Source organism: Ruegeria sp. YTSC004, assembly GCF_059609805.1.
Genome location: NZ_JBXWMJ010000002.1, coordinates 241,256 through 264,313 on the forward strand (window position 1 = coordinate 241,256; position 23,058 = coordinate 264,313).

At 56.5% G+C, this 23,058-nt stretch carries 20 protein-coding genes; 4 read left to right on the forward strand and 16 right to left on the reverse strand.

Annotated elements, in window-relative coordinates:
* Nucleotides 1-471: 471 nt before the first annotated feature.
* The 6 genes from AC2FFP_RS04910 to purC form a co-directional block, all read right to left on the reverse strand.
* On the reverse strand, nucleotides 472-1,806 hold the full coding sequence (locus AC2FFP_RS04910) for a sigma-54-dependent transcriptional regulator (RefSeq protein ID WP_496722971.1): 1,335 nt from the start codon (nucleotides 1,804-1,806) through the stop codon (nucleotides 472-474).
* 12 nt (nucleotides 1,807-1,818) lie between these two features.
* Nucleotides 1,819-3,597, reverse strand: a complete 1,779-nt coding sequence (locus AC2FFP_RS04915; RefSeq protein ID WP_496880779.1) for a sensor histidine kinase — start codon at nucleotides 3,595-3,597, stop codon at nucleotides 1,819-1,821.
* Nucleotides 3,598-3,633: 36 nt separating this feature from the next.
* Nucleotides 3,634-4,302 carry a phosphoribosylformylglycinamidine synthase subunit PurQ gene (gene purQ / locus AC2FFP_RS04920; protein ID WP_496722696.1) on the reverse strand — a complete coding sequence of 223 codons (669 nt, stop codon included), beginning with the start codon at nucleotides 4,300-4,302 and terminating at the stop codon, nucleotides 3,634-3,636.
* A 23-nt stretch (nucleotides 4,303-4,325) separates the two neighbouring features.
* Nucleotides 4,326-4,556: a phosphoribosylformylglycinamidine synthase subunit PurS gene (purS, locus tag AC2FFP_RS04925; RefSeq protein WP_109311572.1), complete on the reverse strand. Its 231-nt coding sequence runs from the start codon at nucleotides 4,554-4,556 to the stop codon at nucleotides 4,326-4,328.
* A 118-nt stretch (nucleotides 4,557-4,674) separates the two neighbouring features.
* Nucleotides 4,675-5,343, reverse strand: a complete 669-nt coding sequence (locus tag AC2FFP_RS04930) for a MarC family protein (protein WP_496722693.1) — start codon at nucleotides 5,341-5,343, stop codon at nucleotides 4,675-4,677.
* Between the two features lie 138 nt (nucleotides 5,344-5,481).
* Nucleotides 5,482-6,237: a phosphoribosylaminoimidazolesuccinocarboxamide synthase gene (gene purC / locus AC2FFP_RS04935; RefSeq protein WP_058271542.1), complete on the reverse strand. Its 756-nt coding sequence runs from the start codon at nucleotides 6,235-6,237 to the stop codon at nucleotides 5,482-5,484.
* 187 nt (nucleotides 6,238-6,424) lie between these two features.
* Between purC and AC2FFP_RS04940 the strand changes: the two genes are divergently transcribed.
* Together AC2FFP_RS04940 and bmt are read left to right on the forward strand one after the other, a co-directional pair.
* Nucleotides 6,425-6,742, forward strand: a complete 318-nt coding sequence (locus AC2FFP_RS04940) for a DUF1476 domain-containing protein (RefSeq protein WP_496765068.1) — start codon at nucleotides 6,425-6,427, stop codon at nucleotides 6,740-6,742.
* Nucleotides 6,743-6,859: 117 nt separating this feature from the next.
* Nucleotides 6,860-7,876, forward strand: a complete 1,017-nt coding sequence (bmt, locus tag AC2FFP_RS04945) for a betaine--homocysteine S-methyltransferase (RefSeq protein ID WP_496843894.1) — start codon at nucleotides 6,860-6,862, stop codon at nucleotides 7,874-7,876.
* A 5-nt stretch (nucleotides 7,877-7,881) separates the two neighbouring features.
* Here bmt and AC2FFP_RS04950 read toward each other — a convergent pair whose 3' ends face one another.
* The 10 genes from AC2FFP_RS04950 to AC2FFP_RS04995 all read right to left on the reverse strand — a co-directional run bounded on the left by AC2FFP_RS04950 (nucleotide 7,882) and on the right by AC2FFP_RS04995 (nucleotide 19,302).
* Nucleotides 7,882-8,658: an enoyl-CoA hydratase-related protein gene (locus AC2FFP_RS04950; RefSeq protein ID WP_496776743.1), complete on the reverse strand. Its 777-nt coding sequence runs from the start codon at nucleotides 8,656-8,658 to the stop codon at nucleotides 7,882-7,884.
* Nucleotides 8,659-8,733: 75 nt separating this feature from the next.
* A complete protein-coding gene (locus AC2FFP_RS04955; RefSeq protein WP_058271538.1) occupies nucleotides 8,734-9,189 on the reverse strand; it encodes a cytochrome c-type biogenesis protein in 456 nt (151 codons plus the stop codon).
* The gene (locus AC2FFP_RS04960; RefSeq protein ID WP_496844042.1) at nucleotides 9,186-11,150 is read right to left on the reverse strand and encodes a heme lyase CcmF/NrfE family subunit; all 1,965 of its coding nucleotides are present in this window, start codon (nucleotides 11,148-11,150) and stop codon (nucleotides 9,186-9,188) included. The genes AC2FFP_RS04955 and AC2FFP_RS04960 overlap by 4 nt, the downstream gene beginning before the upstream one ends.
* A gap of 74 nt (nucleotides 11,151-11,224) precedes the next feature.
* Nucleotides 11,225-11,803 (reverse strand): holin family protein, encoded by a 579-nt coding sequence (locus AC2FFP_RS04965; protein ID WP_496765075.1) that lies wholly within the window; start codon nucleotides 11,801-11,803, stop codon nucleotides 11,225-11,227.
* On the reverse strand, nucleotides 11,794-12,405 hold the full coding sequence (locus AC2FFP_RS04970; RefSeq protein ID WP_496765078.1) for a holin-associated N-acetylmuramidase: 612 nt from the start codon (nucleotides 12,403-12,405) through the stop codon (nucleotides 11,794-11,796). The genes AC2FFP_RS04965 and AC2FFP_RS04970 overlap by 10 nt, the downstream gene beginning before the upstream one ends.
* A 123-nt stretch (nucleotides 12,406-12,528) precedes the next feature.
* Nucleotides 12,529-12,975, reverse strand: a complete 447-nt coding sequence (gene ccmE / locus AC2FFP_RS04975) for a cytochrome c maturation protein CcmE (RefSeq protein ID WP_496739927.1) — start codon at nucleotides 12,973-12,975, stop codon at nucleotides 12,529-12,531.
* Nucleotides 12,976-12,982: 7 nt separating this feature from the next.
* Nucleotides 12,983-14,011 carry an N-acetyl-gamma-glutamyl-phosphate reductase gene (argC, locus tag AC2FFP_RS04980; protein ID WP_496765081.1) on the reverse strand — a complete coding sequence of 343 codons (1,029 nt, stop codon included), beginning with the start codon at nucleotides 14,009-14,011 and terminating at the stop codon, nucleotides 12,983-12,985.
* A 94-nt stretch (nucleotides 14,012-14,105) separates the two neighbouring features.
* Nucleotides 14,106-14,915: a glutamate racemase gene (gene murI, locus AC2FFP_RS04985; protein WP_496739925.1), complete on the reverse strand. Its 810-nt coding sequence runs from the start codon at nucleotides 14,913-14,915 to the stop codon at nucleotides 14,106-14,108.
* Nucleotides 14,916-14,923: 8 nt separating this feature from the next.
* On the reverse strand, nucleotides 14,924-15,802 hold the full coding sequence (locus AC2FFP_RS04990) for a lysophospholipid acyltransferase family protein (protein WP_496765084.1): 879 nt from the start codon (nucleotides 15,800-15,802) through the stop codon (nucleotides 14,924-14,926).
* Between the two features lie 80 nt (nucleotides 15,803-15,882).
* The gene (locus AC2FFP_RS04995) at nucleotides 15,883-19,302 is read right to left on the reverse strand and encodes an indolepyruvate ferredoxin oxidoreductase family protein (protein ID WP_496880780.1); all 3,420 of its coding nucleotides are present in this window, start codon (nucleotides 19,300-19,302) and stop codon (nucleotides 15,883-15,885) included.
* 171 nt (nucleotides 19,303-19,473) lie between these two features.
* Here AC2FFP_RS04995 and AC2FFP_RS05000 point away from each other — a divergent pair, with 171 nt between their 5' ends.
* Together AC2FFP_RS05000 and AC2FFP_RS05005 are read left to right on the forward strand one after the other, a co-directional pair.
* Entirely contained in the window at nucleotides 19,474-20,379 is a 906-nt protein-coding gene (locus AC2FFP_RS05000; RefSeq protein ID WP_058271530.1) for a LysR family transcriptional regulator, read from the forward strand.
* 277 nt (nucleotides 20,380-20,656) lie between these two features.
* A complete protein-coding gene (locus AC2FFP_RS05005) occupies nucleotides 20,657-22,903 on the forward strand; it encodes a mechanosensitive ion channel family protein (RefSeq protein ID WP_496843901.1) in 2,247 nt (748 codons plus the stop codon).
* Nucleotides 22,904-23,058 lie beyond the last annotated feature (155 nt).

The window sequence follows — 23,058 nt, forward strand, 5'->3', positions numbered from 1 at the left end:
CCGTCCGGGGGGACAGGCGCTTTTGGGGTGGTGTCTTGTCAGGGCGATTTCGGACGGCGCGCGGCAGGGTCTGGCGCTGTGGCCCCCTGCCCGTATACTCAATCGTTGCGCGCGCGTCATCGCGGTTCTTCTCCGACAGGCGCAGATCTAACCGCTGCCTGCCCATTTATTCCTTTCGCTCGCTTTTGCGGGCTCAGGCGTTCAGCTGCCCCCTTGGGGGCATAATCGGTCTGCTTTGCCTTGCGGGATTGATCACCATCAACGACAGAGCAGCGAAACTCAAAGATTCGGGACTTTTGGGCGCAAATTAGCCCTGCCCGTCCGGATACAATAAAAGCAGTCCTGTGGAAAACACAATGGGCAAACTGCGAGAAGAGCAACACAAAGCCCCGGGATCACTTCATCTGGCTAAAAATATCCCGGGGGTGATTTGAGCCGTAGGCTCAAAAGGGGGCTGGCCCCCTCTCTTTCTTACAAATAGTCCGAGCGCTGCAGCCCGTATTTCGCCATCTTCTCGTTCAAGGTCCGACGTGGCAAACAAAGTTCGTCCATCACAGATGCAATCGAGCCCTTATGCCGCCGCATCGTGTTGTCGATCAGCATCCGCTCGAACGCCTCAACATATTCCTTGAGCGGCTTGCCTTCGGTCGTCATCACGGGCTGCATTTCTTCATGATCGGACATCAACAGCGACGCAATCGTCCCCGACCCGCGGCGTGATTGCAGAACGGCGCGTTCCGCGATGTTGATCAATTGCCGCACATTGCCCGGCCACGGCGCTTGCAATAGCTGAGCCGCTTCCTGTGCACTTACCTGTGGCGCGTCACAGCCATATTCTTCCGAGAACTGCTCACTCAGCCGGGTGAACAGCGTCAGGATATCCTCGCCACGCTGACGCAAAGGCGGCATGGTGATCCGCAATGCAGCAAGACGATAGAACAGGTCCGGGCGCAGAACGTCTTCGCTGGTCTTGCCTGCTTCTTGCAGGTTAGAAATTGCGATGATCCGGGTTTCAGCCGGCGTTCCTTGATCGTTCATCACGCTCAGTAACCGGGCCTGCAGCGTATCGCTCAACGCCTCTACGTCTTCCAGCACAAGTGTACCGCCTCGCGCCTCTTCGATCGCTGGCAATTGCGCGTCTTCCGGCATCATTGGGCCAAACAGGCGTTTCGACAGCGCCTCTTCCTCAAGCGCGGCACAAGACACCAGAACGAACTTCTTACCAGCACGGCTGCCAACCGCGTGTAACGCGTGAGCCACAAGTGTCTTACCGGTGCCGGTCTCACCATCGATCAGTACATGGCCATCGGCCTGACCCAGATCGAGGATATCTTCGCGCAGACGTTCCATGACCGGGCTGGCGCCGATCAACTTGTTCATGATCTGGGTTCCGCCCGACAGCTCGCGCCGCAAGGCACGATTGTCCAGGGTCAGTCGGCGCGCATTGCTGGCCCGTTTGGCCAGTTCCGACATGCGATCAGGATTAAAGGGCTTTTCTAGAAAATCAAACGCCCCAACGCGCATTGCTTCTACCGCCATCGGCACATCGCCATGACCGGTGATCATGATGACCGGCAACGTACTGTCGGCGCCCATAAGCTTTTTCAGGAGCTGAATGCCGTCCATGCCGGGCATTTTGATATCCGAGATCACGATACCCGGATATTCCGGTCCCAACACTTTCAGCGCGTCCTCGGCGCTGGCGAAGGTTTCCGTGTCATATCCCGACAGTGCCAGCCATTGGCTGATCGACTGGCGCATGTCCTGTTCGTCATCCACAATGGCGATCTTCATGGCCTGTGCCATAGTCATTCCTCGTTATTCCGCGGCCTCTAGGCCGTCGCTTCCCAGAATCGGCAACTGCATCTCGAACACGGCCCCGCCTTGTGGGCTGTTTCGTGCAGTCAGCCTTCCACCATGGTCGTTCACGATCCCGGAAGAGATGGCAAGACCCAGACCGACCCCGTCGCCGGGCTGTTTCGTAGTATAGAACGGTTCGAACAGATTTTCGATGTTCTCGATTCCAAAGCCGTTATCGCGCACTGTCAGCACCGCTGTATCGCCCGCTGCAAGTATGATTTCGATATCTGGTTCGGATACTGATTTGGTGGCGTCTAGCGCATTGCGCAAGAGGTTCACCATCACTTGCTCGATCCGCATCCGATCGCCCATAACTGACACCGGTTCGTCGGGCAGTATCTGAGTGATCTTGACGTGACGCTGGCGCAGTTGCGGCTCCATCATGGACAGCGACGATGCCAGCGCTTCACTAAGATTTACTGGGGAAAACGTATCCGCACCCTTACGCGCATAGGATTTGAGCTGGCGGGTAATCGCCCCCATCCTTTCGATCAGACCATCGATCCGACCAAAGCTTGCCAGCGCCTCTTCCGGCCTATTCCGACGCAGCAAAAGACGCGCGCCAGCCAGGTAGGTCTTCATTGCAGCCAGAGGTTGATTTAGCTCGTGGCTCACGGCCGCCGACATCTCACCCAAAGCGGCCAGTTTCGAGCTTTGCGCCAGCGTCTGTTCGGCAACTTCCAGTGTTTTTTCAACCCTTTCCCGCTCAGCAATTTCCCGCTTTAGCCTTGAGTTCAATGCGCGAAGCTCTGCCGACTCGCGCTGGAACAACGCCATGCGGAACGTGGCTCGACGGCTAAGCGCATAGAAGGCCAGTGCCAGAAGAATCGCAAAACCCATGATCTCGAGCGCGATAACGCTGTTAACCTTTTCCCGAATCGACTCGTAAGTGGTGAACGACGTCATTTTCCATCCCCGGAACGGGATGCGCGTTTCCATCCGCATCACCGCCTCACCCTGCAGATAGGCGTCTGGCGGCAACGCGGTCCAGTCTGTTGTGGCGCGTATTGCCCGCTGAATGGCACCTTGCGCCGGCTGGCGAAGCAACGCGGCGTTCTCTTCAAGCCCCCGCCATTGCGGTTCAGTCGACAGAATGATCGTTCCGGTACTGTCAGTCACCATTACAGCGTCGGAAATACCTGCCCAGGCGCGCTCGAATTTCTGCAGATCGACCTCGACCACGATGACGCCCAGAACGTCGGCATTGGCTTCCATTCGTCTTGAATAGACAAAGCTGTAGCCGCCCGATTCCTTTTCAATCACGGTGAAGATCGTCGAATTCGCCCGCACTGCATCAATGAAATACGGCGAACTCCGGTGTGGTTCTCCCAAGCGAGCACGATCAGTGGCCGCAACAGTTCGCCCGTCCCCGTCAAGCAACATCAGCGAGGCCGCGCCAATCTCTTCGACAAACGAAATCAAACGCTGGGTGGAAAGGGAATAGTCACTGGACTGCAGCGCGGAAATCAACGTCGGGTCGCGTGCTAAAAGCTGCGGAACAATTGCGTTTCGGCGCAGTTCGCTCAGCAAGTTGCCGGAATACAACGCCAGCCGCACTTCGGCCCGGTTTCGTGTTGATTCAGTAAACCGGTCCGTCAGAAGACGGTTGGTTACATAAACCGTGGTGACCGTTGCGATCAAAAGAATGATAATCGCCAAGCGCAGCCGCCAACCCAATGGCGCACCACGAAACGGTTTTGTCAGAAAGGACCAGCCAGAGCGAACTTCGGAACTCATCCCAGAAAGTTACGCGGGCTGGATCATAACCTCAAGTCACGCTGGGGCAAGAACACCAGACAATGCGCGGAACAATGCCGTTCCGTCCGTTCCACCATGGCCGTCATCCGCCGCACGTTCAGGGTGTGGCATCATTCCCAGCACCCGGCGATTTTCAGACAGAATACCGGCGATATCCCCGACCGAGCCGTTCGGATTCTCGGTATAGGTGAACGCGACCCGATCCTGATCCTGCAGTTTGGCCAGTGTGGCGTCATCCGCAAAATAGTTACCGTCATGGTGCGCGATTGGAATACCGATCACATCGCCCGCATTGTAACCTTCGGTGAACGCGCTGTCGCTGGTTTCCACCTTCAGACCGACCGTGCGGCAAATGTATTTCAAACCGGCATTGCGCAGCAAAGCGCCCGGCAGGATGCCGGTTTCAGTCAATATCTGAAACCCGTTGCAGACACCAATGGCATAACCGCCACGTTTGGTATGTTCGACCACGGCTTTGCAGATCGGTGACTGCGCAGCAATGGCGCCGCAGCGCAGGTAATCGCCGTAGGAAAAGCCACCCGGAACGCCGACGATATCCACACCTTCAGGCAGCGCGGCGTCCTTGTGCCAGACCATATCGACCTCAAAACCTGCCTGTTCGAAAGCGACGGCAAGATCCCGGTCACAGTTTGAGCCTGGGAATACGATGACAGCTGCGCGCATGGCGGGGCCTCCGGGGATAAGGTTCAGACCAGTTCGATTTCGTAGCGTTCGATGACCGTGTTGGCCAACAGCTTTTCGCACATCTCGGTGATGTCCGCCTCGGTCGCGCCTTCGGCCAGCTCAAGATCGATCACCTTGCCCTGCCGCACGCCTTCGACCTGATCAAAGCCCATGGCACCCAATGCGTGACGCACCGCCTCACCCTGCGGGTCGAGGACCCCGTTTTTGAGCATCACATGCACACGTGCTTTCATTCTCGCAACTCCAGCTGAGGGCCGATATTGTCGGCCCGTTCCGTTGCGCGGGGGATAACGTGCTGAAAGGCGTTCGACAACCCTTCTTGAAGTGGGCAGATGACCGCACTTATGCCCGCTACCCGCCACCCCCGGAAATCAGACCAGGATAGTGCGCGTCAATTGCATTGAACGTGCCTGTCAAAACCATCTCGATTGCGACCGCCACAAGTATGAGAGCCATGACACGCGTGATGACATTAATCATCGTCATCCCCAATAAGCGCGAGATCGGATCGGCGAACAACAAGCCTAAGCCAACGATCAAACAAGCGATTACGATTGCCGTGCCAAGCGTCACCACTTCGGCACCATCGCTAAGCGTATGAGAGTAGACGATTGTTATCGCAATAGTGCCGGGCCCAATAGTCAACGGAATTGCAAGCGGTACAACGGCAATGTTTTCTTTTTTCTTATGCCCCTCCTCCACAGCTTGCTGATCCCCTTGTGGCCTGTCCGACGCGTTCAGCATCGACATACCAATACCGAAGATGATCAGACCCCCGGCAATACGGAACGAGGGTATGTCGATCCCGAACACAGCCAGGATCTCTTCTCCGATCACAACCGCTATCAGACCGATAATAATCACCGTACCCGTCACGATAAACGCTACCCGCCGGCGTTCGGGGGCCGAATACCCTTTCGTCATGCTAAGAAAAATCGGGATGCCGTAGAGCGGGTTGAAAATCGCCAGAAGGGCTGCAAGGAACTTTAGAAAAACTGCCTGATCAAACAATTCGGCCATGTATAGCGCTACTCTCGTTTTCCTATTTGCCCGACAATGCCGGACAACCGGCAATCCTGTCAAACCGCCAGATACAAAGAAAAAAGCACCGCTTTGAGTATAGCAGTGCTTTTGATAAAATCCGGTTCGCCCGTGTGATCAGTTGATCAGCGTGGGCTTAGCGACGTTGCTTTTCGGCAATACGCCCAGCCGGCGTGCAACTTCGGAATATGCGTCCGTCAGGCTACCCAGATCGCGGCGGAATACGTCTTTGTCCAGCTTTTGACCGGTTTCGATATCCCACAGGCGGCAACTGTCGGGGCTGATTTCATCAGCCACGATCAAACGCTGGAAATCCCCGTCGTAAACGCGACCGATCTCGATCTTGAAATCGACCAGACGAATGCCGACAGCCAGCATCATGCCGCTCATAAAGTCATTGACGCGCAGCGCGAGGCTCAGGATATCGTCCATGTCCTGTTGGCTGGCCCAGCCAAAAGCGGCGATATGTTCCTCGGTGACCAGCGGATCACCCAACGCGTCGTCTTTGTAGCAATACTCGACAATCGGGCGCGGCAGTTGCGTCCCTTCGGCAATGCCCAAACGTTTTGACATTGTTCCCGCCGCATAGTTGCGAACGATGATTTCAAGCGGAACAATCTCGCAATTGCGCACCAATTGCTCACGCATGTTCAGGCGACGGATGAAGTGGGTCGGAACACCAATCTGGTTGAGGCCAGTCATGAAGAACTCGCTCAGACGGTTGTTCAACACGCCCTTTCCGTCGATGACATCTTTCTTTTCCGCATTGAACGCGGTGGCATCATCCTTGAAATACTGGACAATGGTGCCGGGTTCCGGGCCTTCATACAGAATTTTGGCCTTACCTTCGTAGATCTTTTTGCGACGCGCCATGAGCGACCTTTCCAGTCCGGGGCGAGGGAATGAGTCCCTTCGCGTTGGCGCCCTCATAGTCCAAGCCCCCCTTTCCCGCAAGTTCAGCGGACCGAGAGGCTTTGACGCAGCGCAATTCCCTTGCACAGGCGCTCAGCTATAGTCATATCATCAATAAAGAAGATGTAATCTATGAGGTCCGCAACCAATGACCACTTTTGACGAACGCGAAAACGCTTTTGAGGCTAAATTCGCCCATGACGAGGAAATGCAGTTCAAAGCACAGGCGCGCTGCAACAGATTGCTAGGTCTCTGGGCCGCAGAAAAGATGGGCAAGTCCGGCGAGGACGCCGAAGCCTATGCCAAAACCGTAGTAATCGCCGATTTCGAAGAGGCCGGGCACGAAGATGTCGTGCGCAAGGTCGCCGGAGATTTGGGCGCGTTGTCGTCCGATGAGGAAATCCGCGCAAAAATGGCCGAGCTATTGCCTGAAGCCAAAGCGCAGGTCCTGAGCGAAACCGAATAAAAAAACACTCGGCTCATGATCTTCATGAGTTTTATGAATTTGATTTGATGCCCCGGTCATGAGACACGGGGCGTCTGAATTTTTAACGGCCCCATTCGGCTATTTGGGAATACCCCCATGACAAATGCGCTCTATAAACTTCTGGAAACAAATGATGCTTTGCTGGCCGATGGTGCCACAGGCACGAACTTGTTCAATATGGGCCTGCAATCAGGTGACGCGCCCGAGCTGTGGAATGTCGAAGCACCGGATAAAATCCGCGCTTTGTACCAGGGTTCGGTTGACGCAGGCAGCGACCTGTTTCTGACCAACACCTTTGGCGGCACATCCGCGCGCCTGAAACTGCACGACGCCCATAACCGGGTTGGTGAGTTGAACCGGATCGGTGCCGAACTGGGCCGTGAAGTGGCGGACAAATCCGGGCGCACCATTGTTGTTGCAGGCTCTGTTGGTCCGACCGGTGAGATCATGGAACCTATTGGCAGCCTGTCCCATGCCGGCGCTGTTGAGATGTTTCACGAGCAAGCCGAAGCGCTGAAAGAAGGTGGTGCGGACGTTCTATGGGTCGAAACCATCAGCGCACCAGAGGAATTCAAAGCAGCGGCGGAAGCTTTTGCGCTGGCCGACATGCCCTGGTGTGGCACCATGAGCTTTGACACTGCCGGACGTACCATGATGGGTGTAACGTCGGCCGATCTGGCCCAACTGGTCGAAACCCTGCCTAATCCGCCAATCGCATTTGGGGCCAACTGCGGCACCGGTGCGTCAGACATCCTGCGTACTGTGCTTGGATTTGCGGCTCAGGGAACGGAACGTCCGGTGATTTCCAAAGGCAACGCGGGTATCCCGAAATATGTCGATGGCCATATCCACTATGACGGCACGCCTGAATTGATGGGGCAGTACGCCGCGATGGCACGGGATGCGGGTGCCACGATCATCGGCGGGTGCTGTGGCACCATGCCAGATCACCTGCGCAAAATGCGTGAGGCACTGGATACAACCAGCCGCGGGACACGTCCGACGCTGGATCAGATCACGGATGCTTTGGGCCCGTTCTCTTCAGCTTCGGACGGTACCGGAGACGATGCGGCAGTGCCCGAACGGCGCAATCGCCGCCGGCGTCGCGCTTAAACTGTTCAACGCCCCTCGAATTTCGGGGGGCGTTTTTCCATGAAGGCTACTACCCCTTCGGCAAAGTCGCGCGAACGGCCACAGTAGCCCTGCAAATGCGCCTCCATCTCCAGTTGCTGCGGCAGAGTGTTGTCGTAAGTTCCGCGGATTGCCTGTTTGATCGCGCCAAACGCGGTGGTCGGTCCGTTTGCCAGATAGGCAGCTCGCTTGCGCCAATGCGCGTCGAAATCGTCGTCAGCCACCGCTTCCCAGATCATGCCCCATTCGTCCGCTTGTCTGGCACTGACTTTGTCGGCAAACAGTGCCGCCCCCATGGCTTTGGCGAACCCCATCTGTCGTGGCAGGAACCATGTGCCGCCCGCATCTGGCATCAAGCCGATACGGGAAAACGCCTGCAGGAAATACGCGCTTTCAGTCGCAATCACCACATCTGCGCTGAGCGCAATGTTCGCCCCGGCCCCGGCTGCTGGTCCATTGACGGCTGCGATGGTTGGGACCGGACAGTTGTAGATGGATTCCAGCATGGGATCATATTCGTCGCGCAGTGTGCGTTCCAGATCAATCCGGCCAGTGCTGGAAGAATCGCCCAGATCCTGACCTGAGCAGAAGGCGCCCCCTGCCCCTGTCAGCACGATTGCCCGCGCATGCCGGGCCGCATGTGTCATCGCATGGGTGACCTCGGCCCGCATCTGTGCGGTCAGCGCGTTCATCTTGTCGGGCCGGTTCAGGGTTACCACTGCCAGATTGTCAGTGATATCCAGCAGTATAGCCTCATAGTCCATGTAGTGCTCTCCCCATGCTCACGGCATTAGGGAACCCTGACTCAATTCAAGACGAAGGGAAAGAAATACGGTGGGTCAGTCGTCAAGAATCTGGCGCAGGCGTTCTTTCTCAGCTTCGCTGAGGCCGTCCTTGACTTCCGTGCCCACCGCCTGAGATCGGTTGCGTAAAAAACTCCAGCCTATCACGGCGGCGATCAACAGCATGATCGGACCGGCCAGCCATAGCATCAGGTTCGCCCCCGTAACCGTAGGCTTTAACAGAACGTATTCACCGTAACGATCCACGATAAAATCGACCGCTTCCTCATCGGTATCGCCCGCGACCAGCCGTTCGCGCAGCAACAAACGTAGATCGCGGGCAAGTTCGGCATTGCTTTCGTCGATGCTTTCGTTGCGGCAGACAAGGCAGCGCAGGCCGGTGCTCAGGTCACGCGCGCGTTGCTCCAGGACCGGGTCCTCCAGTACCTCGTCTGGCTGCACCGCAAACAAGGGCGATGCGATCAGGGCGAAAATCAGGATCAGACGCTTCATTCCGCCGGTACTCCACCCGAGGGTGCTTTGCGCGCACCCGCTGCCACCCGGAACCTGCGGTCAGTCAAGCTCAGGAGCCCGCCTAATGCCATCAGGATACATCCGCCCCAGATCCAGTTGGCCAGAGGTTTGATGTAAGTCCGCATGACCCAACCACCATCGGCTTGCTGGTCCCCTATCACGACATAGAGGTCGCCCCAAAAGCGATAGTCGATCGCCGCCTCGGTAGTAGGCATCCGGGCAACGGGGTAATTGCGTTTCTCGGGATGCAGCGTGCCCATAGATCGACCGCTCTTTTCAACCTGAACATCCGCAGTGGTTGAAAAATAGTTCGGCCCTTGCACGTTGCGGACATTTTCAAGCGTCAGTGTGAACTGCCCAACTTCAAACGGCTGACCGGGCTGCGCAACGCGGATATCTTCAACCTCCCACGCGGTCAGACCGGCAATGGCAAAGATGGTTACTCCAAGCCCGGTATGAGCCACCGCTTTACCCCAGTCCGCGCCCGGCAAGCGGAACAGACGTTGGATGCTGCCCTTGCGACCGGTGCGGCTCCATAAATCAACGGCCGCACCTAAAGTGATCCAGGCCCCAAGAAACAGTCCGATCGGCCCAAGGGCACTGCGTCCGGTCTGCATAACCCAGACCAACAGGGCCAACGCGACCGACAAGATGAACACATAGCGCAGGGAATAGGCCGTCTTGCCCAATTTGCCTCGCTTCCATGGCAACATGGACCCTATCGGCAACGCGATACCTAGGGCGACCATAAAGGGCGTGAAGGCCGCATTGAAGAATGGCGCGCCGACCGAGAGCTTACGGTCGAACGCCATCTCTGCCACCATCGGCCACATCGTTCCGAAGAATACCACGAAACAGCTGACCGCCAGCAGGATGTTATTTAGAATCAACGCGCTTTCGCGGCTAACCACGCTGAACACACCCTTTGCCTCCATCGCTTGGGCGCGGGCCGCGAACAGGGTCAGTGCGCCACCGATGAAGAGCACCAGAATGATCAGGATAAAGACGCCGCGTTCCGGGTCATTTGCAAAGGCATGCACAGAAGTCAGCAAGCCCGACCGCACGATGAATGTCCCGATCAGCGAGAAGCCGAATGCGATGATCGCCAAAAGGATGGTCCAGCTTTTCAACGCTTCGCGTTTTTCCACGACGATGGCGGAATGCAACAGCGCGGCGGCCAAAAGCCATGGCATGAACGAGGCGTTTTCCACCGGGTCCCAGAACCAGAAACCGCCCCAACCCAGCTCGTAATAGGCCCACCATGATCCCAGAGCGATGCCAATGGTCAGGAATATCCACGCGGCAAGGGTCCACGGACGCACCCAGCGGCCCCATGCGGCATCAACGCGCCCTTCGATCAGGGCGGCGACGGCAAAGCTGAAGGCCATGCTAAGCCCCACATAACCCAGATACAGGAACGGCGGATGGAAGGCCAAGCCGGGATCCTGCAACAACGGGTTCAGATCACGACCATCGAACGGGGCGACAATCAGCCGTTCAAACGGGTTCGATGTGAACAGGATGAACGCGAAAAAGGCGACCGCAATCATCGATTGAACCGATAGAACGCGCGCTTTCAATGTCGGTGGCAAGCCACCCCCAAAAAAAGCAGCCATCGCTCCGAACAATGACACGATAAGAACCCACAACAGCATCGAGCCCTCGTGGTTTCCCCATGTCCCGCTGATCTTGTACAGCATCGGCTTGGCCGAATGGCTGTTCTCGACGACCACACGCAGGGAAAAGTCCGAAGTCACGAACGCCCAGACCAAGGCTCCGAACGAGAAAGAAACCAGCAAGAACTGGACGATTGCGGCGGGTTCCGCGACCCCCATCCAGCCGACCCAACGTTTGGCTGCGCCGATCAAGGGAACGATCGACTGCACGATTGCGACGAGGAAGGCGAGGATCAGGGCGAAATGGCCAAGTTCTGTAATCATGCCCCAGATATAATCCTGTTGCGTGACCAGCACCAATCACTTTCGCCCCCTTGCCGCGAACATAGTGTCGCGGGTCAGCCGGTCCTTTTGCGCCGCCATGTCTCTAACGCAAGGTTTTCGTCAGGTTTTATTACGGCTGCTGTTAGTGCCGCGTCGGGGCCGGATTTGGCCACGCCCACGCCGTCGCTACGCATCTCAGCCAGCGCCTTTAGGCTTTCAAGCACCTGCGGAGTGCGCATCATGGTGGCCGAAATTTCGCGTTGCAATTCTTGCACCTTGGCCTGATGCCGCGCGCCGAAATAGAAGGACACGATCACCCCCAGCAACCACCACAACGGCTCGGGTACCAGGGCGATCCCCTGCATACGCGCCGAAAACCAGATCGGATCGACCATCGCCGCCACAAAAAGACCAAGCGTTCCCAGTGCCATCGCGGGCCTGGGCAGGCGGTTAAGACCGTCGATAAACCGATCAAACGGAGCTTTTCCAGAGCCCTGAAATTCTGCCCCGAACTGACTGACAGCCTGCCGTCGAATCTGCAAACCCCTCTCGGCGCCGCTTTCTGCATTTTCCCGAAAGACCTCGGCGGTTTCTCGTATGATGTTGCGCTCGTTTCCAAACAGAAAAGCCAAAATACCCGAGATCAATCCCATCGTGAAACCCTCTTTTGAAACTCTGTGTCCGTCAGGTGATAGGAAGGTGAAACAAACTCTTCCGCCCGCCGGATCCAGCCTCCTTTACCGCCCGCCCTACTGCGCGCGAATTTCCGGGACGCGGGCCTTCGATCCGCAAGACGGAAGTAATAGTTGCGGCGTGCAACCCCATAGGCATCTGCAAAGGTAACCGGGTCAGACTTGGCCGCGCTTCGGCATGCCCGAGCTGTCTGTGGCCCAACAACCCCGTCCACCACCACGTCGAAACCCATTTCGCGCAACAATCGCTGCAGAATGCGGACTGCCTGCGCACCAGCATTGACATACATGTCGAACACCGAGGGTTGGACTATCTGAGGCAACAGTCTCAGGCGCGGAAGCTCAAAATAATGTCGGACGAAAATATCAATGGCCTGCGCTTTGCTGAGCCTTCGAACATCCGTCCGGTCCACCACTCCATCACCGGACAAATCCAGACCCAGACGCCGCATGGTATGAACGGTCACACCATAGTTTGTCGCGCCGCCCGGATCATCCCGGTCATCTACGAACCCACCCTCACGCCCCACGATCTCAATCGCAATTTGCCGAACCGTCTGCATCGGACCCTCCGCCTGTGATTGCGTAAAGGCTCGGGCAAATTAGTTAACCCGTGGCAATGAAAAAGGGCGCTGTGTGCCATGTGCACGCAACGCCCCTGTTTGAAGTTAGGTATCAGGCCCGGATCAGCCTCCGTCGACCTCTTTATAGACACCCTGTTCCTTCAGGGCATCGACGACCTCTTTCGGCATATAGGTTTCATCGTGTTTGGCAAGAATTTCAGTGGCTTCGAAAACGCCGTTTACGTAAGATCCGGTGCCGATCATCCCCTGATTCTCCGAGAACAGGTCCGGCAGAACTCCAGTGAATGCCACTGGAACGCTTTCGCCGCCATCGGTTACAACAAATCGCACTGTCTCTCCCTGCCCACGCACAATCGAGCCCTCTTCGACCAGTCCGCCAATCCGAAACACTTCGGTCGGCTTCGGGGGCTCGGCGATCACCTCGCTGGGCGAACGGAAGAAATTGATGCCATCCCGCATGGCATACCCAATCAACGCCGTCGACAGCGCCAATGCGACAGCGGCCAAAACAATGACCTGAATACGACGACGTTTCTTGAGCGTTTTCATACCGTCCTCACGGGAACAAGGGGGCCATCATCAGGCCCCGGGTTTCATCCTCACCTAACATCAGGTTGGCGTTCTGCAAGGCTTGCCCGCTGCTACCTTTTGTCAGGTTATCCAATGCTCCGATCACTATGGCCCGGCGTTCGATCCGGTCGGCGACCACGCCGATATGGCAGAAGTTCGATCCCCGCACATGGTGGGTCGAAGGCGCCTCACCAAAAGGCAGCATCTGGATAAAGGGTTCGTCTTCATAAGCCTTGGCCAATGTCTCGTACACGCTGGCCGGATCGCCCTTGACGTATGTTGTCGCCAGAATACCGCGGTTGGCCGGGATCAGATGTGGCGTAAACTGAACGTGCACTGTGCGCCCGGCGAGCGCCGAGAATTCCTGATCGAACTCACCCAAATGGCGGTGCGTGCCGCCAATCGCGTAGGCGTTGTATCCTTCGCTCAACTCTGCATGCAGCAAGTTTTCCTTAAGCGACCGCCCTGCCCCTGACACCGCACATTTCAGGTCCAAAACAATGTCATCCAGATCAATGACGCCGGTCGAAATCAGCGGGCGCAGCACGTACTGACCAGTCGCCGCATTGCAGCCGGTTCCGGCTACAAGGCGCGCATTGCGGATCTCATCCCGATAGAACTCAGTCAGGCCATAGACGGCCTCTTCCTGTTGCTCTAAGGCCGTATGAGGGTTCCCGTACCACTTTTCGTATTCGTCCGGATCACGCAGCCGGAAATCAGCGGACAGGTCCACGATTTTAAGTGTCTTGGGCAGGTCGCGAATGACCACCTGGCTGGTTTTGTGCGGCAAGGCACAGAAACAAAGGTCGACTTTCGAGAAATCGATTTCGGAGATTTTGCACAGATCCGGCAAGTCCATGTGCCGCAGATGCGGAAAGACCTGCGCCATCGACTGACCGGCCTTTCGCTCGGCGGCCAGCGCGACGATGTCCATATTCGGGTGTTCGGCGATCAGCCGCACCAGTTCAGCGCCGGTATAACCAGATGCGCCCAGAATTGCGATTCTATGGGTCATGTGAGACCTCTTGTTTCAGTGTGACACGGGATACGATCGCCGGTGTGACGGTCGTTGAACTACGGGATCAAACAGGCTGCGTCCTTGACCTAAGTCAGGCGGCCTGAAAGGTGATTTGTCGTCGGAGGAATTGCGTCGCCCTGTCGCTGACAAACGCGGGCTTGCCGGTGGTCAGAAAGCCACCGTCGCCGTCACCCTGCATTCTCGGATGCCGTTGCAAGTAATCCGCTAGGCTTTCGGCGACCAAATCACCCTGACTGTACACCTGAACATCCGGCCCAAGAGCCCGCTGGAAGGTTTCGGCCATCAGCGGGTAATGGGTGCAACCCAGAATCGCCGCCTGCGGTTCGGGCATCTTGCGTTTCAGCGCATCCACATGCGACCGAACCAACGCTTCAGCGAGGATCATGTCACCGTCTTCGATGGCATCCACGACACCTCCACAGGCCTGCGCCTCGACATCGACACCGATGGCTCGAAACGCCAGTTCCCGCTGAAAGGCCCGACTGGACACTGTGGCAGGCGTCGCAAACAGGGCCACGTGCTTGACCGCAACCTCACGAGGCGGACTGTTATCGCCCCACTGCCGTTCCGTCAGCGCCTCAATAAGCGGAACAAACACGCCAAGCACGCGCTTGCCTTCGGGCACACCCTCTTCCTGCATCCGGCGCAATGCGGCCGCGCTGGCGGTATTGCAAGCCAGAATCACAAGATCACAACCACGGTTCCACAGATCGTTCACGGCTCTGCGTGTCAGGTCATAGATATTTTCAGCGTCCCGCACGCCATAGGGCGCGTGTGCGCTGTCCGCGAAATATAGAAAATCTACGTCGGGCAGACGTTTCTGCGCGGCGTTCAGGACGGTCAGACCGCCCAATCCGGAATCAAAGATGCCTACTGCCATTTGCCCCTTTAGGCGCGATGCCGTTCCTCAAATTCATAGCCGTAGTCATAAGACTTCAGCGGCTTTGGGGACAGCTCATACGTGGCTTTGCGCAAGAAATCCATCATCTTGCGTTTGTCGGTGGCTAACGGGTCCAAAACGTCGCGGGAAATCGGCTCACCGATGACCACTTTTACCGGCGTATCGACGCGCTTTTTGAACTCTTTGATCAGCAACCCCATGCGCAAAGTGTTGTGCAGATGGCTGGCAATCTGGAACAGGCGCGAGGTGTGACCGTCAAAGAAAACGGGCACTACGGTAGCCTCGGATTTGGCCACCATCCTTGCAGTAAACCCACGCCACCCCGGATCCATCGGATGTGAGAACGGCTTTACGCCCGTGCTCACCGTGCCACCCGGAAATATCCCAATGGCACCGCCATCACCCAGATAGTTCAGCGCGGTTTTCCGGGTTTCAATATTCTGCTTCATCGCCTCTTTCGTTTCTTCAAACGATATAGGCAAGACAATGTTGTCCAAGTCTTCGGCCTTGCGAAACACGTGGTTCGCCAGAATGCGAAAATCTCCGCGCGTTTCGGACAAGATATGCCCCATCATCATCCCGTCCAGAATACCATATGGATGGTTGGCAATCAGGATCAGTGGCCCGGTTTTGGGAATGTTGGACAAAGACCCGCTGACCACGTCCAGCGTAAGCCCGTACCTCTCAACCATGACCGACCAGAAATCACGCCCGTCGGCCACCTCTTTTTCATACCCGTCTGCACGCTTAATCAGGCGCATGCGACCCGTTGTGTTCTCCATCAACTTAATAACCATACGCCCGCCTTTGGTTTCGGCGGAATAGGCATAAGAGATGTCACGAGCAACGTGGCGGCGCGAGGGCATTTCGAACTCCGATACTTGGCACCTGCTAGATAGTACCAAGTAACATTTTTGCCTAGCTATCGTGACAGGCTTGTGACGGATTATTCGGCCGCCGCTTGCATTTCTGGACCGCCATTTCGAATGGTCGCCAACAGTTCTTCGCGCCTTTTTGCGGCCTTAGCCTCGTTTTCAAGTAGAACCGGGCCAAAACCCTTGATCTCTAGTGGCAACTTGGCCAAAGCAACAACCGCATCCTTGGTTTGTGGTGTAACCAAGGGCGTTATCTCTTTGAGATCATGTTCATATTGCCGGATCAAGGCGCGCTCCATCCGTCTCTCGGTGCTGTAGCCAAAGATATCCCATGGAGTACCACGCAGGCCTTTCAACCTGGAAAGCAACTTCAACGGACCCAACATCCACTCTCCGAATGCCCGCTTGCGTGGCCGGCCTTCTGCATCCTTCCCACCCAATATCGGTGGCGCAAGGTGCAGGGTCATCTTGAAGTCGCCGTCAAACTCGGCCTCTGCCTGTTCGCGACTGCGAAGCAACAGACGCGCAACTTCGTATTCATCCTTGTAAGACAATAGCTTATGATACCCTCTTGCGACGGCCTCTTTGACGGTATCATCCTCGAAGCTATCGACAAGCTTACGATAACGCTTTGCCAGACGGGCGCCTTGGTAGTCGGTCAGGTGCTGCGCACGGAATTCAATCAGCTGTTCCAGAGTTTTTGGCAGCTCGGTCACCTGAGGGTTCAAAATCGCGGTGACATCTTCCGGATGCAGAACGGCCCAACGGCCAATATCAAAGGCGCGTTTGTTGCGCTCAACCGCGGTCCCGTTCAACTCGATCGCCTGTAACATCGCTTCAAGGCTGATCGGTAACAAACCACGCTGCCAGGCCGCTCCCAAGACCATCATGTTGGAGTAAATCGAGTCGCCCATCACCGCGCGTGCCAGATCGGTGGCGTCGAACAGCGACAGACCCTCTTTCAACCGCGCCTGCAGCGCAAGCTCTAGTCGATCGCCGGGGATTTGGAAGTTGGTGTCGCGGGTAAAGTCGCCCGTGACGGTTTCATGGCTGTTTACCACGGCACCAGTTTGTCCGGTGCGAGTCAGTCCAAGCGTTTTGGCCCCAGCGGACACAACAAGGTCGCCCCCAATCAGCGCATGTGCCTCGCCCGTGGCCACACGAATGGCACTGATGTCCTCGGGCCGGTTGGCCAGACGGCAATGTATGTGCACCGCGCCGCCTTTTTGGGCCAGACCCGCCATCTCCATCATCCCGGCGCCCTTGCCGTCGATCTGAGCTGCTTGCGCCATCACAGCGCCCAGAGTGACCACGCCAGTCCCGCCAATGCCAGTAATGACAACGTTATGTGTACCGTTGATCGTCGGCAGAACGGGCATCGGCAAGTCCGGCAAATCGATCTCGGTCGTGGCCTCTTTGCGGATCTTGGCCCCTTCCAATGTCACGAAAGACGGGCAAAACCCTTTCAGGCAAGAGAAATCCTTGTTGCAGCTGGACTGGTCGATAGCGCGCTTGCGCCCCAACTCGGTCTCTTTCGGAACGATCGAGACGCAGTTCGACTGAACCCCGCAATCGCCGCACCCCTCACAGATGTCCGAGTTGATGAACACGCGCTTGTCTGGATCCGGGAACGTACCCCGCTTGCGACGGCGACGCTTTTCTGCCGCGCAGGTCTGAACGTAGACGATGACCGAAACGCCTTCGATCTCGCGGAATTTCTTCTGCACGTTCATCAGCTCGGCGCGTTCAAAGGTTTCCACGCCAGACGGCATTGCCTTGAAGTTCACGTCTTCTTTTTCATCGTAAACCACGGCCACATGCTGAACGCCCATGGCCTTGACCTCGGCCACGATCCGCTCTGCGCTCAGATCACCTTCGTTATCCTGCCCGCCCGTCATGGCGACGGCATCATTGAACAGGATTTTGAAGGTGATGTTGGTTCCTGCCGACAGCGCCGCTCGGATCGATTGAACGCCCGAGTGGTTGTATGTCCCGTCACCTAGGTTCTGAAACACGTGATCGGTCGTCGAGAACGGCGCTTCGCCGATCCAGTTCGCACCCTCTCCGCCCATCTGGGTGAACCCGGTGGTTTCCCGATCCATCCACTGCACCATGTAGTGACAGCCGATCCCCGCATAGGCCCGGCTGCCGTCGGGCAGTTTGGTCGAACTGTTATGTGGGCAGCCCGAGCAGAAATACGGCAAACGCGTTGCAATCTCTTCTGCATTATCCGCCCGGCGCGCCTCGGATAGCTTGGCCATTCCAGCGCGCACCCCGTCAGTATCGCGCCCTTCCTCAATCAGGATATCGCCCAGTTTTTCGGCGATCATGATCGGATCCAGCGCGCCGCGTGTCGGGAACAGTTCTTCACGATGCAAGGTACCGGCCCCGCCCTTGTACCAGCCGTAGACGCGACGCCCGCGGCGGTCGTCAAAGATGGCCTCTTTGACCTGAACCTCGATCAGCTTTCGTTTTTCTTCAACGATTACAATCAGGTCCAATCCTTCGGCCCAGTCATGGAAACCCGCCATATCCAGCGGGAATGTCTGACCAATCTTGTAAGTCGTAATGCCCAGGCGCTCGGCCTCGGCCTCATCAATATTCAGCAATGACATGGCGTGCGTCAGGTCCAGCCAATTCTTGCCGGCCGCTACAAACCCGATTTTCGCGCCCGGTTTGCCCCAGACGCGCTTGTCCATCTTGTTGGCATGCGAGAACGTCTCGGCCGCGAAACGCTTATAGTCAATGACCCGCCCTTCCTGTAGGTGCGGTGTATCACCCAACCGAATGTTCAAACCGCCTTCGGGCATGTCGAATTCGGGAACCACCACGTTCATGCGATCCGGGCTGCCATCCACGACCGAGGTAACCTCGATCGTGTCTTTCATTGTCTTCAGCCCTACCCAGACGCCTGCAAACCGGCTGAGTGCGAACCCGTAGATGCCATAGTCCAAAATTTCCTGCACACCAGCAGGGCTAACCACAGGCATGTACGTGTCGACCAAAGACCATTCAGACTGATGCAACACGGTCGAGCTTTCGCCGGTATGGTCGTCACCCATGGCCATCAGAACGCCGCCATGTTTGGCGGTTCCGGCCATGTTCGCGTGACGCATCACGTCGCCGGAACGGTCCACTCCCGGACCCTTGCCGTACCAAAGTCCAAAGACGCCGTCGAACTTGCCGTCACCGCGCAACCCGGCCTGTTGGCTACCCCATAATGCTGTGGCGGCCAAATCTTCGTTCAGCCCGAACTGAAAGGTCACATCGCTTTCAGCCAGATGTTTCTGGGCTCGCATCATCTGTTGATCTACAGCCCCAAGGGGCGAACCGCGGTATCCGGTCACAAGACCTGCGGTATTCAGACCCGCCTCATTGTCCCGTGCCTTCTGCATCAACATAAGACGCACCAGCGCCTGTGTGCCGTTCAAAAGAACGGGGTTTTTCTCAAGATCGAACCGGTCGTTTAGCGATATTTGTGGCTGACTCATCGGACGCCTCCCCTCGTCAGATCAGTGTGCTTCATTCATACGCATTTTAGGTCAAAAAAGCTGACCTGTATAGGACCTACCAGTCTGTTATTGTAACGTTTCAACAGTTTGAATGTAGAACTTGTTACCTATTTCATATAGGGCTTCGGAAGGATAACGAAAGTTGCGGCGATGGATTGGGACAAGTTAAGGATATTTCACGCGGTTGCGGATGCGGGCAGCCTGACTCATGCGGGGGACAAGCTGAATTTGTCCCAATCCGCGGTCAGTCGGCAGATCCGTGCGCTTGAAGAGTCGCTTGATTCGACGCTTTTTCACCGCCACGCCCGCGGCCTGATTCTAACCGAACAGGGAGAGCTGCTGTTCGACGCGACATCGGCCATGTCAAAACGTCTGGATGCGGCCGCCGCCCGCATTCGCGACAGCGAAGAAGAAGTGTTCGGAGTTCTGCGCGTTACCACCACGTTTGGCTTTGGCACACTCTGGCTAGCACCACGCCTTCCGAAACTATACGAGCAATACCCCGATCTAAATATCGACCTGATGCTGGAAGAGCGTGTTCTCGACCTGCCGATGCGCGAGGCCGATGTCGCCATCCGCATGAAAGAACCCAGCCAAGCCGATCTGGTTCGAAAACGCCTGATGACCGTGCAAATGCAGCTTTATGCTACGCCGGAATACCTGGAAGAACGCGGCAGCCCAGAAAGTCCCGAAGACATCTCGAAACACAGGTTGATCTGCCAGACACCCTCGGCCCCGCAGGTCGGCGCAAGCGCAATGATGGTCCGGCACCTGATGACCTATAATCCGACCTCGCTGTTGACGGTGAACAACTATTTTGGTGTTTTGCAGGGTGTTTTGCACAACCTCGGCATCGGTGTGTTGCCGGATTACGTGACCCATGACTTTCCGCATCTGCAGTCGATCCTGTCGGATATCGAAACCGCCGATGTCCCGGTTTATCTCGCCTACCCCGAGGAACTGCGCCATTCCAAACGCGTCGCGGCATTCCGCGACTTTGTTCAGGATGAGATCATTGCGCAGCGCAAGCAGTTGAAGCAGATGGGAAAACTGTAGCTATGCACCAGTGGCATAGCGGCAATGATCTGCGATCAGTCTATAAAACCTTGATAGTACACAAACCGCCCCCTAAATGAGCAATCGAAGGCGGTGATGCTGTAACGCTCATCATCTTCACCTCCCTGTTGGACTACGGCCGAGCTTAGTGCTCGGCCTTTTTTTTGCCCGCAACACTAAATTCATATCTGAAATGGGTGAAACATCTGGGAAGATCCTGCACTTAAGCCTATGATCACGAAAAAATCATCAAGACTTATGGTCGAGGACAGATTCGATGTTTCACCTCACTCGCCTGTTAATGGCGTTCTTCTCCATTGCGCTATTATCTGGGCCAGCACTTGCCCAGGTCACTAGTACCTCTAGTGCACCGACTACCGTCACAATTCCCGAGGATCTGACGCCCGAACAAGTCGATGACATGGTCGCACGTATGTCCGACGACCAGGTCCGCGCGATCTTGTTAGAGCGTCTGGACGCGGTTGCGGAAAAAAATGCCGCCGAAGCGGAAGAGCGCGAAGACCCAATCACGGAAATCAATGAGATCTGGGCCGAAATGGTGGCGTCGTGGACTCAGGTTATCGTCACGGTTCCGAACATTTTCAGTGCGCAAGCCGACGCTTTCAAAAACTTTTCGGCAACCTTTGGTACAACCGGCGCGTTTACCCTGTTGGGCCTAATCCTCAGCGTACTTGTCGTCGGCTTCCTCGCAGAAAAGCTGTTCGAATTCCTTACTCGGCGGTGGCACGAACATGCTGAAGTCGGAGATGAAAATGATCTTTGGGGCGCCGTCAGGTACCTGTTTCGCCGTTTTTGCCGCGAGATCGCAGGATTGGTCGTGTTCTATGTCGTCATCCGCGCGGTCGGGCGTGGGCTTCTGACTCCGGAACAAATCACCTACGCGGCACCCTTCGTTTTTTACCTGATCTGGATTCCGCGCTTGGGCGCAGCAGCCTCGCGGTTCGTACTTGCACCCAGCAAACCTCACTACCGGCTGGTGAATATCGATGATCACTGGGCGAAATACCTACACCGCAACCTGATCGGTCTGCTTATTTTGGTCGGTTTCACGCTGTTCCTGCTTCATTTCAACAGGCTGAACGGCATTACCAGCGGCGAAACACGCATTGGTTTCTGGCTGAACGCAGCGATCCATATCTATATCGGCGTCATCGCCTGGACCGCGCGCGAAGGCCTGTCTCAGATGATGTTGGGTACCGACCCTGATCATTCCAAATTTGATGAGGAAGTCGCCCACTACTACCCCTACTTCGCAATCGGCGTGTCGGCGGTAATCTGGCTGCTGGTCGAGTTTATCGTAGCGCAACGCAATCCCTCGTCTTTGGCGCTGCTGGTCAAGGGGGCGCATTTCACCACCATGGCTTGGCTGCTGATCGCACCTGCCTTGGATACGCTGATACGTGGGTTGGTTCGCCATCTGCAACCGCCTATGCTTGGCGAAGGCCCGGTGGCCGAGCGCGCATACAAGTCTACTAAACGCAGTTATATCCGGATTGGTCGGGTTTTGGCCGGCATTCTTGTCATCCTGATGATCGCCAGGGCATGGGATCTCGACCTCAGTGAAATCGCGGGTGGTGGGGATGAATCCGGTAGCAAGGTCATCCAGTTCTTCATCATCATTGCTGTTGGCTACATCCTGAACGAGGTCGTTTCGCTTTGGATCAACCGTCGCCTTGCGAAAGAGCAAACTGCGGTTGAACAAAGTGCCGATCAAGAAGCGGGCGAAGGCGGCGGTTCTGGTGGATCACGTCTGGCGACGGTTCTGCCCCTGCTGCGCGTGACAGCTCAGGTCGCGATTGCGGTGATATTTGTCCTGCTGGCGCTTGGCGCGCTGGGTCTGGATATCACACCGCTGCTGGCTGGTGCTGGTATTCTAGGCCTGGCTATCGGCTTTGGTGCGCAGAAACTGGTCTCTGACATTGTCGGCGGGATCTTTTTCCTGATCGACGATGCGTTCCGGGTAGGTGAATATGTCGATATCGGCGGCACCATGGGAACGGTCGAAAAGATCTCGATCCGCTCCATGCAATTGCGCCACCACCGCGGTCTGGTTCATACCATCCCATATGGTGAGATTCAGAAGATCACCAACTTCAGCCGCGACTGGGTCATCATGAAGCTGAAGTTCACCGTGCCCTTCGATACCGATCCGAACAAGGTGAAGAAAATCTTCAAGAAGATCGGCGCCGAGATGATGGAGGATGAGGTTCACAAGGACGGCTTCCTGCAGCCCTTCAAATCTCAGGGTGTGTTCGACTTTGACGATGTAGGCATGATCATCCGCGGTAAGTTCATGGCAAAACCGGGCAAGCAGTTCACCTTGCGCAAAGAGATCTTCAATCGGGTCAAAGCCGCCTTCAAGGAAAACGGCATCGACTTTGCCCGTCGCGAAGTTCGCGTCGCTATTCCGGGGCTGGATGATGCCGAAAATCTGACCGAGGAGCAAAAGGCAGCCGTTGGCGCTGCGGCTGCAGATGCGTCCAAGGCGCAAAACCCGGCCTAGCGGCATCGGTTCAGTCGCTGATTGGACACTGACTGACACCCTCATTTTCAAAACAACAGACGGAACCGGCCCAATCGCCGGTTCCGTTTTTTACTTTCACAATTGGCCTGCGCTGACTTGACCCTTTCCACAGACGGCACCTTGCCCTAAAAGGC

Excerpts from the sequence above, each read along its gene's own strand:
- AC2FFP_RS04910 (WP_496722971.1), bottom strand. The coding sequence starts at position 1,806 with ATGGCACAGGCCATGAAGATCGCCATTGTGGATGACGAACAGGACATG.
- AC2FFP_RS04915 (WP_496880779.1), bottom strand. The coding sequence starts at position 3,597 with ATGAGTTCCGAAGTTCGCTCTGGCTGGTCCTTTCTGACAAAACCGTTT.
- purQ (WP_496722696.1), bottom strand. The coding sequence starts at position 4,302 with ATGCGCGCAGCTGTCATCGTATTCCCAGGCTCAAACTGTGACCGGGAT.
- purS (WP_109311572.1), bottom strand. The coding sequence starts at position 4,556 with ATGAAAGCACGTGTGCATGTGATGCTCAAAAACGGGGTCCTCGACCCG.
- AC2FFP_RS04930 (WP_496722693.1), bottom strand. The coding sequence starts at position 5,343 with ATGGCCGAATTGTTTGATCAGGCAGTTTTTCTAAAGTTCCTTGCAGCC.
- purC (WP_058271542.1), bottom strand. The coding sequence starts at position 6,237 with ATGGCGCGTCGCAAAAAGATCTACGAAGGTAAGGCCAAAATTCTGTAT.
- AC2FFP_RS04940 (WP_496765068.1), top strand. The coding sequence starts at position 6,425 with ATGACCACTTTTGACGAACGCGAAAACGCTTTTGAGGCTAAATTCGCC.
- bmt (WP_496843894.1), top strand. The coding sequence starts at position 6,860 with ATGACAAATGCGCTCTATAAACTTCTGGAAACAAATGATGCTTTGCTG.
- AC2FFP_RS04950 (WP_496776743.1), bottom strand. The coding sequence starts at position 8,658 with ATGGACTATGAGGCTATACTGCTGGATATCACTGACAATCTGGCAGTG.
- AC2FFP_RS04955 (WP_058271538.1), bottom strand. The coding sequence starts at position 9,189 with ATGAAGCGTCTGATCCTGATTTTCGCCCTGATCGCATCGCCCTTGTTT.
- AC2FFP_RS04960 (WP_496844042.1), bottom strand. The coding sequence starts at position 11,150 with ATGATTACAGAACTTGGCCATTTCGCCCTGATCCTCGCCTTCCTCGTC.
- AC2FFP_RS04965 (WP_496765075.1), bottom strand. The coding sequence starts at position 11,803 with ATGGGATTGATCTCGGGTATTTTGGCTTTTCTGTTTGGAAACGAGCGC.
- AC2FFP_RS04970 (WP_496765078.1), bottom strand. The coding sequence starts at position 12,405 with ATGCAGACGGTTCGGCAAATTGCGATTGAGATCGTGGGGCGTGAGGGT.
- ccmE (WP_496739927.1), bottom strand. The coding sequence starts at position 12,975 with ATGAAAACGCTCAAGAAACGTCGTCGTATTCAGGTCATTGTTTTGGCC.
- argC (WP_496765081.1), bottom strand. The coding sequence starts at position 14,011 with ATGACCCATAGAATCGCAATTCTGGGCGCATCTGGTTATACCGGCGCT.
- murI (WP_496739925.1), bottom strand. The coding sequence starts at position 14,915 with ATGGCAGTAGGCATCTTTGATTCCGGATTGGGCGGTCTGACCGTCCTG.
- AC2FFP_RS04990 (WP_496765084.1), bottom strand. The coding sequence starts at position 15,802 with ATGCCCTCGCGCCGCCACGTTGCTCGTGACATCTCTTATGCCTATTCC.
- AC2FFP_RS04995 (WP_496880780.1), bottom strand. The coding sequence starts at position 19,302 with ATGAGTCAGCCACAAATATCGCTAAACGACCGGTTCGATCTTGAGAAA.
- AC2FFP_RS05000 (WP_058271530.1), top strand. The coding sequence starts at position 19,474 with ATGGATTGGGACAAGTTAAGGATATTTCACGCGGTTGCGGATGCGGGC.
- AC2FFP_RS05005 (WP_496843901.1), top strand. The coding sequence starts at position 20,657 with ATGTTTCACCTCACTCGCCTGTTAATGGCGTTCTTCTCCATTGCGCTA.